The following is a 12,369-nucleotide window of genomic DNA, read 5'->3' as shown; positions in this document are numbered from 1 at the left end:
GGGCGGCCGGGTGATTTCCCGTCAGGGGGCGGTCCCTTCCGGCTTTTCTTACAGCTCTATTTCGCGGCCTCGTCCAGAAGGCGCTCCACCCAGCGCGCGAAGCCCCATGTTGCAGGGAGACCCAGGGGGATGGACAGGATCAGGGCCCAGACCGGTGGCAGCGCGGTCAGCCCGATGGCTTGTGACATCAGCGACAGAAGAAAGAGATTGATCGCCACGGCCGCGGCGGCGAACGGATAGAGCACGACGGCAATCTTGCGTCGGGACCACCGGGCATGGGGGAAGAGATCATCGTTCATTGGCTGGGGTCCTCGGGGCAGGGGCCAATCTCGCGCTTGGCGATCAGATGGATGCGCACGCAGGTGCCATCGGTCCGGATGCCTTGCAGGATATAGATTTCGTCCGGCTCATCTTGCAGCCGGATGAGAGGCGCCTCGAGCATGATGCGTTGGCGTGCAAACAGCCCGGATTCGGAGGCCAGGCTCTCTTCCATCCCGGCGATATAGGAATGCACGAAGCCCTGATGAAACGGGCCGGCATCCTCATCGAGGGCGATGAACCAGAGTTCTGCGGCTCCCTCGAGCGCAAGCAGGACCCCGTGCGGATTCTGATGCGCGAGGAGCGCGGCGGTGGCACTGCGCTCTCCGCTCTGCGGCATGAGCGCCCGGCGGTGGTGTTCGCGTCCGTCCGGCAATGAGGCGATGATCAACTCTCCGGCGATGGTTTCCGCGTGCCAATGCCCGTCCGTGCTGACGATGCCGGACAGCGCCGGCTGCGCCAGATGGGCGGCAAGGAGCGTGAGCAGGAGCGGGAGGCGGGGTGTCATCATGCTTGCAACCTGCGCGGAGCGTGCGGTCGGCGCATTGACCAAAGTCATCTGCCGCGCGACTGAAATGAAAACCGGCCACGTAGGGGGGACGTGGCCGGTTCGCTCGATCGGGTTCGGGAGAGTGTGAGCCCGATCTCGTTTCGGGATCAGTAGATGTCGTGCTGGGTGTTCAACACGTTGAACTTGCCTGTCGGCGTGATCAGGCGTTCGTCCTTGATCACATATTTCAGTTCAAGCGTTGCATCGTCGACGACGACGATGGCACTCTCCTTGTCCTTCGCATTCCAGACCGAGAACCAGACCTCCGTGCCCTGTTTGTTGAACTCGGGCTGAACGACGCGCGGCTGCCCGTCTTCGATCCCGGCCCATTCGCCGATCGGCAGGGTGGTATACTCTTCCTCGGTGTCGCGATCGCCATCCATATCCGGGATGTTGAACACGGCGACGGAAGAGGTGATTTCCGCGTCCGGGTTCAGCGGGGCGTCGACATAGAGGTGTTGCGAATTCGGGTGGGTCTTGATGAACAATGACCCGCCACCCAGGCCGTAGAAGCTGTCAACCAGCTGCCAGGCCTGTTCCGCGTGACCTTCGGGATCGGTGCCGATCAGCGCGATCGACTCGTCGCCCAGGTGAGAGGTGGCCCAGACCGGGCCGAACACCGGGTGGTTGAAGTTGGCCCCACGCCCCGGGTGCGGGGTCTGGCCTTCGGTCTCGATGATCGAGACGAGCTTGTCCTCCTTGGTGTCCACCACCGCGACCTTGCCACGGGCGTTGGCCGCCACGAGGAAATAGCGATGGGTGCTGTCGAACCCGCCGTCGTGCAGGAAGCGTTCAGCTTCGATCTCCACCGTCTTGAGGTTCTTCAGGTCGGAATAGTCGACCAGAAGGATCTTGCCGGTTTCCTTCACGTTGATGATGAATTCCGGATTGTAATGTGAAGCCACGATGGAGGCGACGCGCGGTTCCGGGTGATAGGTCTGTTCGTCATAGATATTGCCACGGGTCGAGACGATTTTGAGCGGCTCGAGCGTGTCGCCATCCATGATCACATATTGCGGCGGCCAATAGGCCCCGGCGACAGCGAACTTGTCCTCGTAGCCCTCGAACTTCGAGGTCTCGACAGAGCGGGCTTCCATACCGATTTTGATCTTGGCGACGGTGTCCGGCACTTCCATCCACAGATCGATCATGTTCACCAGCGCGTCGCGGCCGATCACGAAGAGATAGCGGCCGGATGCGGAGATCCGCGAGATATGCACCGCGTAGCCGGTGTCGATGATCGAACGAATTTCATAGGTGTTGCCGTCGATCAGGGCCACCTGACCTGCGTCACGCAAGGTGACGGACATCAGGTTGTCGATGTCGATGTCGTTCATCTTCTCGGTCGGACGGTCTTCCGGCGCGATCACGACTTCCCAGCTGTTTTTCATGTCCGGCATGCCCCATTCCGGCGGAGCCGGCGGGTCGAGCAGAATGTAGCGCGCCATCAGATTGATCTGTTCCTCGGTCAACTCCCCCGAGGTGCCCCAGTTCGGCATGCCGGCCGGGGAGCCGTAGGTCAGGATCGATTCGAGATAATCGTAGCCGTGGTCGCGGGTGATATCCGGGGTCAGCGGTTTGCCTGTCGCCCCTTTCCGCAGCACGCCATGACAACCGGCGCAGCGCTGGAAGTAGATCTCGGTGCCCATCTGGAACTCTTCGGCGGTCATGACCGGATCGCCGGGTTTCTTGCCGGGGAGCTCGACGTTGATCTGGGCAAGCGTGGTCATGGACGGTTCGTAAGCGGCCGCGGGATCGCTGGCATGCGCGTTGTCCTGGGCGATGGCAGGCACGCTGGCACCTGCGAAGACCAAGGCAACCGTACCAAGCAACGCGTGCTTCAGTGTGGTGGCTCGGGTGAACATCTGGTTTCTCCGTTAGCTGGTGAGGCCACGGACACCCTCACGCGTCTGTGATTGCACCTCCTTGATTTTTGTTAAGGCCAGATCGCGGGGCGGTTGAGATCCTGCCCTCGACGCGCAAACAACAGGATCACCAGTGATGAAACGATTTTTCACACTGCTACTGGGCGAAGGGTTCCGCGTTTTCTTCCTGATCGCGGTGCTCTTCGCTTTGGTGGCTCTCTCTCTCTGGCTTGCCGCCTATTTCGGGGGGCTTGCCCTGTTGCCGGAGAGGCTGCCGCCCACCGATTGGCATGCGCATGAGCTGGTGTTCGGCTATGGCGGCGCCGCACTTGCCGGGTTCTTCCTGACGGCGGTGCCGAACTGGACCGGGGCGAAGGCGGCACGTCATCTCTATATCGGCACAGCGGCGGCGATTTGGCTCAGCGCCCGTATGGCGGTGTTCTTCATCGATTTTCTTCCGATTGGCGTCGTCTCTCTTCTTGCGCTTTCCTTCGCGCCATTTCTCGGCGCAAAGATCGCGCTGCAGCTGATCAGGAAGCCGAAGCTGCAAAACCTCGTGTTTCTGATCTTCCTGGCGGCCTTCTGGACCGGTGACCTGCTGGTGCAACTCGATTGGCTGGACCTGCCAGCGGGCGATGCCGCCACCGGGCTTCGGGTCGGGCTTCTGGCGTTGGTCTCGATGATCATCGTTCTTGGCGGTCGTGTCGCGCCGGCGTTCACGCGCAATGCCATGCATCGCGCCGGGATCGAAAAGGACATGCCGAGCGATCCACAGATCTTCACCCCTCTGGCCATTGCGGCCGGTTTGGTCCTGCCACTGTCCGAACTGGTCTTCGGGGACAGCTGGTGGACGGGGAGCGTGATGATCCTGTCCGGGGGATTCGTGCTCTTGCGGGGGCTCAAATGGCACACGCGGTTTCAGTGGACGCAGCCGATTCTCTGGACCCTGCACCTGTCCTACGGCGCCGTCGGCCTCGGGCTTCTGCTCTGGGGCGGTGCCCTCATGGGGATCGGCGATGATGTTGCCGCCCTGCATTTTCTGGCCATCGGCGGGGTCGGAGGCATGACCGTCTCGGTGATGTCGCGCGCCTCGCTGGGACATGCGGGGAGACCGTTGGTCGCGCCAGGTGGCGTGGCGCTGGCCTATCTCCTGTTGCCGTGTGGCGCGCTTCTGCGCTGGGCCGGCGGCTGGATCGGCGGCGCGGCATATGTGCCTCTTGTGCTGCTCTCCGGCCTGATCTGGTGTCTGGCCTTCGCCCTGGTGGCGGCGGCCTTCTGGCCGATCCTGACCAGCCCGCGCCCGCCGCGCGCGCCGGTCGGTCCGCCACCGGTGAAATGAGGCGCGATTGACTTTCGTTAAGGAGGTCACACGCCAAGCACCGCAAGAAGGATATATCCAACCGCTCAGCCAAGGAGACAGAGTCATGCGAGAAGTCATGACGAAGAGCATGGCCCGAAACGTATTCTACGGCGGATCCCTGTTCTTCATCCTCATTTTTTTGGGGCTATCCGCGCATAGCCACTTGTATATCCGAAACACATCGACAGATGCCGAGACCCTCACCGCCTCGGTGATCGAGGGCAAACATCTCTGGGAAGAAAAGGGCTGTGTGAATTGCCATACGATCCTCGGGGAAGGGGCATACTTCGCTCCGGAACTCGGCAATGTCATGACCCGCTGGGGTGTGAAGGACGATCCTGATGCCGCCTTCGAAGGGCTCAAAGGCTGGATGATGTCCATGCCGACCGGCATCGAGGGGCGTCGTCAGATGCCGTTTTTCGAGCTGGACGATGATCAATATCGCGCGCTCAGCGACTTCCTGCTGTGGACGGATTCGATTCGCAATCAGGACTGGCCCCCGAATGACGCGGGCTGAGGAGAGACACTCATGAAATATCAAACTCAGAAAATCGCTCTGGCCTATTTCCTGACCGCGATGGCGCTCTTTGCCGTTCAGGTCACGCTTGGCCTCATCATGGGCTGGATCTATGTCGACGGAAATTTCCTCACCGAGATCCTGCCGTTCAATGTCGCCCGGATGTTGCACACCAACTCGCTGATCGTCTGGCTTCTCCTGGGCTTTTTCGGCGCTGCCTATTACCTCATCCCGGAGGAAAGCGAACGCGAGATCCATTCCCCGACGCTGGCCTATATTCAACTGGCGATCTTCGTGATCGGCACGCTGGGCGTGGTGCTCACCTATTTCTTCAACCTGTTCGAGGGCAATTTCCTCTTGGGCCGCGAAGGCCGGGAGTTCCTTGAACAACCGAAATGGGTCAAGGCGGGGATCGTCGTTGCCGCGCTCATTTTCCTCTTCAACATCTCGATGACGGTGCTCAAGGGCCGCAAGACCGCGATCACCAATATCATGCTCCTGGGGCTCTGGGGCCTGGCGCTGCTGTTCCTCTTTGCCTTCGTCAACCCGTCGAACCTGGCGCTCGACAAGCAATACTGGTGGTATGTGGTGCACCTCTGGGTGGAAGGCACCTGGGAACTGGTCATGGCCGGCATCCTCGGCTTCCTGATGCTGAAACTCACCGGGGTCGACCGTGAAATCGTCGAGAAATGGATGTATGTGATCGCGGCCCTCGCGCTGTTTTCCGGTATCCTCGGGACGGGTCACCATTATTACTGGATCGGCACGCCGGGCTATTGGCAGTGGATCGGTTCGATCTTCTCCTCGCTCGAAGTCATCCCGTTCTTCGCGATGATGGCCTTTGCCTTCGTCATGGTCTGGAAGGGCCGTCGCGATCATCCCAACAAGGCTGCGCTCCTGTGGTCGCTGGGCTGCGCGGTGCTGGCCTTCTTCGGCGCGGGTGTCTGGGGCTTCCTGCACACGTTGCACGGGGTGAACTTCTACACCCACGGCACGCAGATCACCGCCGCGCATGGTCACCTCGCCTTCTTCGGCGCCTATGTGGCGCTCAATCTGGCGATCATTTCCTACGCCATGCCGCAACTGCGCGGGCGTGACCCGTACAATCAGGTGCTCAACATGGCCTCTTTCTGGCTGATGTCGGGCGGCATGCTGTTCATGACCTTCACCCTGACCTTCGCAGGTACGGTGCAAACCCACCTGCAACGCGTCAACGGCGAATATTTCATGGATGTGCAGGATCAGCTCTGGATCTTCTACGTGATGCGCTTCGGCTCGGGTGTTGCCGTGGTCCTCGGTGCGCTGTTGTTCATCTACGCCATCGTCGCTCCGCGTCGTGAAGTGATCAAACCCGGCCCGGTGGTCGAACAGGCTGCGGAGTGAGCCAGATGAAAGACGCGAACACACATCAACAGAACGGGGCGGCCATCGCCCCCTTCTACCTGCCTCAGGGCGATGAGGTCGCGGTTTTCGAAGCCGCCGCCGCACATGATCTTCCGATCCTGCTCAAAGGTCCGACGGGCTGTGGCAAGACCCGGTTCGTCGCCCATATGGCCGCCCGGCTCGGGCGCCCGCTTTACACCGTGGCCTGTCACGACGATCTGTCCGCCGCCGATCTGATCGGGCGCTACCTGCTCAAGGGTGGGGAAACCGTCTGGGTCGACGGGCCTTTGACCCGCGCCGTGCGCGAAGGTGCGATCTGCTATCTCGACGAGGTGGTGGAAGCCCGCAAGGATGTCACCGTGGTGCTTCACCCGCTCACCGATGACCGGCGTATCCTGCCGATCGATCGTACCGGCGAAGAGCTCGCCGCCACGCCGGGTTTCATGCTCGTGGCCTCTTATAACCCGGGCTATCAGAACATCTTGAAGACCCTCAAACCCTCGACACGTCAACGCTTCCTCGCCATCGATTTCGATTTTCCGGCGCCCGAGCTGGAGATCCCCGTGGTCGCAGCCGAAAGCGGCTTGCCGGAAGACCGTGTCAAACCGCTCGTGCGTCTCGCCAACAAGCTGCGCGCGATGAAAGGACAGGATGTCGAGGAAGGCGTTTCGACCCGCCTGATCGTCTATGCCGCGACGCTGATCGCAGGAGGCATGCCGATCGAACGGGCCATCTTGACCGCGATGATTGAGCCGCTCAGCGATGATGCGGACACCAAACGCGGGCTCCTCGATCTTGTCACTGCCGTTTTCGGGTGAGGCCGGCCATGGGCAAGATCGAATTTGAGCCATGGGAACCCGAGGAGACTGTCGGGAAGCTTTGGCACAAATTGGCCAGCCGCTTTGATGCGCCAGAGGCGTATGACGGAGCCCGGGTCGATCTCTCGCAGATCGACGGGCGGCTGGCCGTATTTTTCCGTGCGATGGGGGGCGATCCGTCGGTCGAGATCAAACCGGTTTCCGACGAGATCTCTCACCATCGCTTGTCGCGCCTGCGGGCTCTGGGCACCTATGCCGAAGAGTTGCCGCGGGCGAGTTTCGACGGGGGTGCATTGCGTCTGCCCGCAACGCTTGCATGTTTTCCGTTCGAAGACGCGAATGCTTCGGCCTATCTCTGGCTGGTGGCGATGGCGTCGCAGACCAGCGCCGCCACGGCCCATGAGGACCCGCTGGTTTCGGATTTGCAGGCGCTTGGATCGATCCGGGAGGCGCTGGGGCGGAGCTTCGACGAGGCGCCGGGATTGCAATCGCTATATCGAGAGCTCGCCGAGCTGCATCTGTCGCTGCGGGATACGCCGGAGCTGCCGGAGGCGGAGCGGCTTGTCGAGGCGGTGATCCGACATATTCTCGGCGATCCCGCCCCGCTTGTGCCCAAAGCCCACAAGATGCTCGCCTCTGTCGAGCGCGGCGATGTCTCGATCTGGAAAGCGCCGCGCAAATATCGACCCTTCCGACCGGTTCCGATCTGGGTGGAGCCACGGGTCGGCGCGCGCTCGACGGCGGGGGCAGTCGAGACACAGCCGGCCGAACCCGTCCCGGAAAACAGCGAGGAACAGGATGAAAAGACCCGGCGGGCGCGTCGGCGGCGCTCCGATCAGATCGACCGAAAGGACAGTTTCATCCTGCACAAATTCGAAGCGATCCTGTCCTATGCGCAGTTCATCAATCTCAACCGCCGGGTCGAGGATGACGACGAGGACAGTGCCAAAAAGGCCGCCGACGATCAGGAGGAGATCGGTCTGGGAGAGATCAAGAAAGCGCCGGCCACCCGGCTCAGGCTTCACCTCGATCTGGCTCCGGAGGATGCGGAAATCGAACGCCTGTCGGCGCAGAGCACCTATCCGGAATGGGACGTGAAACGCGGGGTCTACCTGCCGGATCACACCCGTGTTCTGGCCCATGCCGTCGCACCCGACGGAACCGCCGGGGCCGAGTTCGATCAACGCGCCCGCAAGCGCATTCGCGCGGTCAAACGTCAGTTCGAGGCGCTGCGCCCGTCGATGATTTCGACGGTGGGGCATCTCGACGGTGATGAGCTGGACGACGAACGCGCCGTGCGAGCCGCGGCCGATTTCGCCGCGACGGGCGAGAGCGATGCCCGTGTCTGGCGTCAGAACCGGCCACTCAAGCGTGATCTGGCGGTGTCGATCCTGCTGGATGTGTCGCGTTCGACCGAGGCGACCGTGACCTGTCATCAGGGGACCGGGCGTCCGGTGATCGACATCGAACGCGAGGCGCTCACCGCGCTCGCCTGGGGGCTCGACGCCTGCGGTGACGATTTCGCGATCCACGGGTTCTCGTCGATCAAGCGCGATCGGGTGTTCATTGCCGGGGCCAAGGCGTTCGGTGAGCCGATGGGGTCGGGGGTGGAAGCGCGGATCGCGGCGCTGAAACCCGGCTTTTACACCCGTTTGGGCGCCGCGATCCGCCATGCCAGCGCCGGATTGACGGAACAGGGGCGCAAGCGGCGGCTTCTGTTGGTCATCACGGATGGAAAACCGAATGATCTCGACCATTACGAGGGGCGGCACGGCATTGAGGACAGCCGTATGGCGGTGATCGAGGCCCGCCGCGCCGGGCATGCGGTGTTCGGCATCACGGTGGACCGGGACGGCAAGGCCTGGTTCCCGCGGATCTTCGGGCAGGGCGGGTTCGCGCTGGTGCCGGACCCGGACCGGTTGACCGAAGCTTTGCCTCGTATTTATGCGCAGATCGTGGGGCACTGAATGGCACAGGTTGCGCGTGAAGAGCTGCCGCATGATCTGATGATCTGGGTTCTGATCGTTTCCGAGATGCTGGTCTTCGGCGCCGGGCTCTGGGCCTTTCTCGCGGTGCGCATCACCGATCCCCCGGGGTTCGCCGAAGCGGCGACGCATCTGCACCCGGTCTCGGCGGGAATAGGGACGATCCTGCTGGTCACCTCCGGCCTGTTCGCGGCCATCGGTGCACAGCGCAACTCGGCGCGCTGGCTGCTCTTGGCTGCGCTGGGCGGGCTTGCCTTCCTCTGGCTGAAATCTCACGAATGGAGCAGTCTGATCGCGGCGCAAATCTCGACGGAAACCCATCCGTTTTTCACATTCTACTATCTGTTGACGGGGTTTCACGCGGCGCATGTGGTGGCGGGAATAGTGATCCTCGCGATCGTTGCGCTGCGTCGGCGATCCGCGGAAATCTCCGCCGGCGTCGCGTTCTGGCATCTGGTCGATCTGGTCTGGGTCGCGGTCTTTCCGGTCATCTATCTGATGGGGGCGGCATGAAAGAGCTGATCACAGCTTGGCTCATCCTGGTCGGGGCATCCGCAGCGACCACGGCATTGGCGGTGATCGGTCCCGAGACGATCTGGTTGGCCCCCGTCCTGCTCGGGTTGGCGTTCGTGAAAAGCCGGGTGATCCTCGCAGCTTATCTGGAGTTGCGGCAGGCCCCCCGCATCTTGTCGGGCGTCACCCTGGCCGTCGCCCTCTGGTTCGTCATCGCGATCACCCTGGGGGTCATCGGCTGAGCGGTCTCAGCGCGACCAGGCGGCGGCGGGGTCCTCTTCGACATAGGCACGCAGGGCTTCCACATCGGTAATCTCGGCGGCATTCTGGCGCACTTTCACGCCCTGTTCCTTGAGCTTTGCAAAGGCGCGCGACAGGCTTTCGGGTTTCATGCCCAATCTCCCGGCGATCAGCATCTTGTCATAGGGCAAAGTCACCGTGCAGCCGCCATCGTCGCAATCCGAAAGCTCGAGCAGGAATTCCGCGACCCGCTGCGGCGCGGTGCGGGATTTGAGCTGCTCGACCTGATCGACCAGATTGTGCAGATGGGCATAGGTGGCCGTCAGCATGGAAATCGCAATCTTGGGATTGCTCTCCAGAAGCCGGATGAGCGTATGCGCGTTGATTGCGATCAGTTCGCACTCGGTAACCGCTTCCGCTGAGACCGGATAGCGATCCGAACGGAGCGCCACCGCCTCGCCAAAGGAATGGCCATTGGTGAACGTGCCGACGACCGCTTCCGAACCATTTGCTGCGATGCGGTAGAGTTTGATCCAGCCGCGCGCGACGATATAGATCGCATCCGCCGGGTCGTCCTGAATAAAAATTGTCTCCCCGCGTGCGTGCTGCGTGACGCGTGCCCCCTCGAGAAGCGGGTCGACCAACTGCGCGGGAGCATTCTTGAGCAACAGGGAGTTTTTGGCAATGCTTGCGATATCATGACGCATGGCGGGACCTTTGGCGTGCGTGAGTCGCGCCGACCGTAGAGAGTGCTCTGCGCCATGACAACCTTTCCCCGAGCTTTTCAGTCAGGTGCCTTGATAATCGTCAATGTCCTGCGGCGCTGAACGGGTTTCACTCGGCCGGCAGACCCCATGTCCTGAACCGATGTCGACAGAATGAAACGCCTTGCTCTCCTGACGGCTGCGGCATTTGTCGTGGTCTCTCCCAAACCTGCCGAGGTGCAGGCCGTCGCCGAGATGACGGCCTTGGAACAGTTGGGAGAGACGTTGTTTTTTGATCCGAACCTCTCGCTCAACCGGACACAATCCTGTGCCAGCTGTCACGACCCGGATCAGGGTTTCGCCGATCCCTCGGGGGCGGTTTCGACCGGTGCCGATGGCATTGCCAAGGGCCGTCGCAATGCCCCTGCGCTGGGATATGCGGCGCTCACGCCGGAGCGGAGCACGGACGCCAGTGGGCATTTGATCGGCGGCTTTTTCCACGACGGACGGGCCGCGACACTGGCCGAACAGGCCGCCGGGCCGGTTCTCGATCCCAATGAGATGCAAATGCCGGACCGGGCGGCTGTCGTGGCACGGCTGAACGAAGATGCGGCGTATCGACGGAGGTTCGCGGCGCTCTACGATGCCGGGGTTCTGACCCGGACAGACACCGGGTTCGCGGCGATGACCGAGGCCCTTGCCGCTTTCGAGAGGCGGTCGTCCTTTTCCCCGTTCGACAGTAAATTCGACCGCGCATTGCGGGGCGAAGCCGCCCTGACACCGCTTGAACAGCGCGGTGCAGAGCTGTTCTTCGATCCGCAGGCAAGCAACTGCAGCGCCTGCCATTCGAGCGGGACGCAGCCCGAGCTTTTCACCTCTTATCGCTATTTCAACACCGGGGTGCCAGAAAACCCCGTCGCCGCGTCGCAGGATGGCGGTCTGGCGGAGGTGACCGGCGAAGCAAAGCACCTTCGGCGGTTCAAGACCCCCTCGCTGCGCAATGTCGCCATCACCGGTCCCTATATGCATAATGGGGTTTTCGAAGATCTCGAAACCGCGGTGCGATTCTACAACCGCTACCAAAGCACGGAGTCTGAATGGCAAACCAATCCGGAAACCGGCGCGAGCTATGGCAAGGTCGCTGTGGCCGAAACCCTGTCGGTCGGGCTCTTGATCAAGGGACCGGTGCTGAGCGACGCGGATATCGAGGCGTTGATCGCCTTTCTCGAAACGCTCACCGATCGGCGGTACGAACATCTGTTGAAGGCCAGGGAGCAATGACATGACCGGATGGGGATCTTTCATACTGGCCTTTGTGGTGTTTTTCCTCAGCCATGCCATTCCGGTGCGTCCGCCGGTCAAACCCTGGGTCGTGGCGCGTGTCGGAGCGCGCGGATTCGGGATCGCCTATTCGATCCTGTCCACCGCCATCCTCGTCTGGCTCATCGTGGCCGCCAACCGGGCGCCCTTCGCCCCGATCTGGGACACGGCACCATGGATGCCGCATGTCACGCTGACGGTGATGTTCCTCGTGTGTCTCTTGCTGGCTGCGAGCATTGCGAGGCCCAATCCGTTCTCTTTCGGCGGCGCCCGGAATGCGCGGTTCGATCCGGCGCATCCGGGTGTCGTGCGACTGACCCGGCATCCGCTCTTGCTCGCGCTGGCGCTCTGGGCCTTTGCCCATCTCCTGTCCAACGGCGATCTTGCCCATGTCATTCTGTTCGGTGCGTTCGGTGCCTTTGCGCTCATGGGAGGGCGCATGATCGATCGCCGCAAGCGCCGCGAATTGAGCGCGCGCGGTCAGGACCATGAGGCGCTTTGGGCCGCGACCCGCAAGGGGACGATTTGGCCGGCGCGGGACCAGCGGGGGCAGGCTTTGGCCCGCCTGCTGATCGGGATCGGACTTTATGGCGCGCTGCTGTCTTTGCACGGGCTGGTCATCGGTGTCGTCGTTTGGCCTTGAGTTCGAGAACGCGCAGATAATCGCACAAGCAATGGCGCAGACAATCACTCGGCCATTCCGCGCGGAGGGAAAGCCTTACGGTTTTAGTCTTGATCAAAGTCAATGGTCGAATCGGAGCAGAATGACACCTTTCACGCAGCGAAAGGAGAAGTA

At 62.0% G+C, this 12,369-nt stretch carries 13 protein-coding genes; 9 read left to right on the top strand and 4 right to left on the bottom strand.

Annotated features, from left to right (window positions below; translation table 11 throughout):
* Positions 1 to 56: 56 nt before the first annotated feature.
* The 3 genes from BM151_RS10375 to BM151_RS10365 form a co-directional block, all read right to left on the bottom strand.
* Positions 57 to 299, bottom strand: coding sequence for a hypothetical protein (locus BM151_RS10375; RefSeq protein ID WP_090060635.1), 243 nt, complete (start codon positions 297 to 299; stop codon positions 57 to 59).
* On the bottom strand, positions 296 to 826 hold the full coding sequence (locus BM151_RS10370) for a hypothetical protein (protein WP_143093083.1): 531 nt from the start codon (positions 824 to 826) through the stop codon (positions 296 to 298). Before BM151_RS10370 ends, BM151_RS10375 begins: the two co-directional genes overlap by 4 nt.
* 149 nt (positions 827 to 975) lie before the next feature.
* Positions 976 to 2,733 carry a nitrite reductase gene (locus BM151_RS10365; RefSeq protein WP_090060633.1) on the bottom strand — a complete coding sequence of 586 codons (1,758 nt, stop codon included), beginning with the start codon at positions 2,731 to 2,733 and terminating at the stop codon, positions 976 to 978.
* Between the two features lie 136 nt (positions 2,734 to 2,869).
* Here BM151_RS10365 and BM151_RS10360 point away from each other — a divergent pair, with 136 nt between their 5' ends.
* The 7 genes from BM151_RS10360 (at position 2,870) to BM151_RS10330 (ending at position 9,551) form a co-directional block, all read left to right on the top strand.
* Positions 2,870 to 4,072, top strand: coding sequence for an NnrS family protein (locus BM151_RS10360; RefSeq protein ID WP_090060632.1), 1,203 nt, complete (start codon positions 2,870 to 2,872; stop codon positions 4,070 to 4,072).
* Between the two features lie 85 nt (positions 4,073 to 4,157).
* Positions 4,158 to 4,610: a c-type cytochrome gene (locus tag BM151_RS10355; RefSeq protein WP_090060631.1), complete on the top strand. Its 453-nt coding sequence runs from the start codon at positions 4,158 to 4,160 to the stop codon at positions 4,608 to 4,610.
* A 12-nt stretch (positions 4,611 to 4,622) separates the two neighbouring features.
* Positions 4,623 to 5,993 carry a cbb3-type cytochrome c oxidase subunit I gene (locus BM151_RS10350; protein ID WP_090060630.1) on the top strand — a complete coding sequence of 457 codons (1,371 nt, stop codon included), beginning with the start codon at positions 4,623 to 4,625 and terminating at the stop codon, positions 5,991 to 5,993.
* 5 nt (positions 5,994 to 5,998) lie between these two features.
* The gene (locus BM151_RS10345; protein ID WP_090060768.1) at positions 5,999 to 6,811 is read left to right on the top strand and encodes a CbbQ/NirQ/NorQ/GpvN family protein; all 813 of its coding nucleotides are present in this window, start codon (positions 5,999 to 6,001) and stop codon (positions 6,809 to 6,811) included.
* A gap of 8 nt (positions 6,812 to 6,819) precedes the next feature.
* Positions 6,820 to 8,778, top strand: a complete 1,959-nt coding sequence (locus BM151_RS10340; RefSeq protein ID WP_090060629.1) for a nitric oxide reductase activation protein NorD — start codon at positions 6,820 to 6,822, stop codon at positions 8,776 to 8,778.
* Positions 8,779 to 9,309 (top strand): cytochrome c oxidase subunit 3, encoded by a 531-nt coding sequence (locus BM151_RS10335; RefSeq protein WP_090060628.1) that lies wholly within the window; start codon positions 8,779 to 8,781, stop codon positions 9,307 to 9,309.
* The gene (locus BM151_RS10330) at positions 9,306 to 9,551 is read left to right on the top strand and encodes a cytochrome C oxidase subunit IV family protein (protein WP_090060627.1); all 246 of its coding nucleotides are present in this window, start codon (positions 9,306 to 9,308) and stop codon (positions 9,549 to 9,551) included. Before BM151_RS10335 ends, BM151_RS10330 begins: the two co-directional genes overlap by 4 nt.
* A 6-nt stretch (positions 9,552 to 9,557) precedes the next feature.
* Here BM151_RS10330 and BM151_RS10325 read toward each other — a convergent pair whose 3' ends face one another.
* Positions 9,558 to 10,256, bottom strand: coding sequence for a Crp/Fnr family transcriptional regulator (locus BM151_RS10325; RefSeq protein WP_090060626.1), 699 nt, complete (start codon positions 10,254 to 10,256; stop codon positions 9,558 to 9,560).
* 171 nt (positions 10,257 to 10,427) lie between these two features.
* Between BM151_RS10325 and BM151_RS10320 the strand changes: the two genes are divergently transcribed.
* Both BM151_RS10320 and BM151_RS10315 read left to right on the top strand, forming a co-directional pair.
* Positions 10,428 to 11,534, top strand: a complete 1,107-nt coding sequence (locus BM151_RS10320) for a cytochrome-c peroxidase (protein WP_090060625.1) — start codon at positions 10,428 to 10,430, stop codon at positions 11,532 to 11,534.
* Position 11,535: 1 nt separating this feature from the next.
* A complete protein-coding gene (locus tag BM151_RS10315) occupies positions 11,536 to 12,216 on the top strand; it encodes an NnrU family protein (protein ID WP_090060624.1) in 681 nt (226 codons plus the stop codon).
* The last annotated feature ends 153 nt before the right edge of the window (positions 12,217 to 12,369 follow it).

The sequence above is a fragment of the Celeribacter neptunius genome (assembly GCF_900113955.1).
GTDB classification, from domain to species: Bacteria; Pseudomonadota; Alphaproteobacteria; order Rhodobacterales; family Rhodobacteraceae; genus Celeribacter; species Celeribacter neptunius.
This window is presented reverse-complemented; position numbering and strand designations above follow the sequence as displayed.

Excerpts from the sequence above, each read along its gene's own strand:
- BM151_RS10370 (WP_143093083.1), bottom strand. The coding sequence starts at position 826 with ATGACACCCCGCCTCCCGCTCCTGCTCACGCTCCTTGCCGCCCATCTG.
- BM151_RS10340 (WP_090060629.1), top strand. The coding sequence starts at position 6,820 with ATGGGCAAGATCGAATTTGAGCCATGGGAACCCGAGGAGACTGTCGGG.
- BM151_RS10315 (WP_090060624.1), top strand. The coding sequence starts at position 11,536 with ATGACCGGATGGGGATCTTTCATACTGGCCTTTGTGGTGTTTTTCCTC.
- BM151_RS10350 (WP_090060630.1), top strand. The coding sequence starts at position 4,623 with ATGAAATATCAAACTCAGAAAATCGCTCTGGCCTATTTCCTGACCGCG.
- BM151_RS10335 (WP_090060628.1), top strand. The coding sequence starts at position 8,779 with ATGGCACAGGTTGCGCGTGAAGAGCTGCCGCATGATCTGATGATCTGG.
- BM151_RS10355 (WP_090060631.1), top strand. The coding sequence starts at position 4,158 with ATGCGAGAAGTCATGACGAAGAGCATGGCCCGAAACGTATTCTACGGC.
- BM151_RS10365 (WP_090060633.1), bottom strand. The coding sequence starts at position 2,733 with ATGTTCACCCGAGCCACCACACTGAAGCACGCGTTGCTTGGTACGGTT.
- BM151_RS10360 (WP_090060632.1), top strand. The coding sequence starts at position 2,870 with ATGAAACGATTTTTCACACTGCTACTGGGCGAAGGGTTCCGCGTTTTC.
- BM151_RS10320 (WP_090060625.1), top strand. The coding sequence starts at position 10,428 with ATGAAACGCCTTGCTCTCCTGACGGCTGCGGCATTTGTCGTGGTCTCT.
- BM151_RS10325 (WP_090060626.1), bottom strand. The coding sequence starts at position 10,256 with ATGCGTCATGATATCGCAAGCATTGCCAAAAACTCCCTGTTGCTCAAG.
- BM151_RS10330 (WP_090060627.1), top strand. The coding sequence starts at position 9,306 with ATGAAAGAGCTGATCACAGCTTGGCTCATCCTGGTCGGGGCATCCGCA.
- BM151_RS10345 (WP_090060768.1), top strand. The coding sequence starts at position 5,999 with ATGAAAGACGCGAACACACATCAACAGAACGGGGCGGCCATCGCCCCC.
- BM151_RS10375 (WP_090060635.1), bottom strand. The coding sequence starts at position 299 with ATGAACGATGATCTCTTCCCCCATGCCCGGTGGTCCCGACGCAAGATT.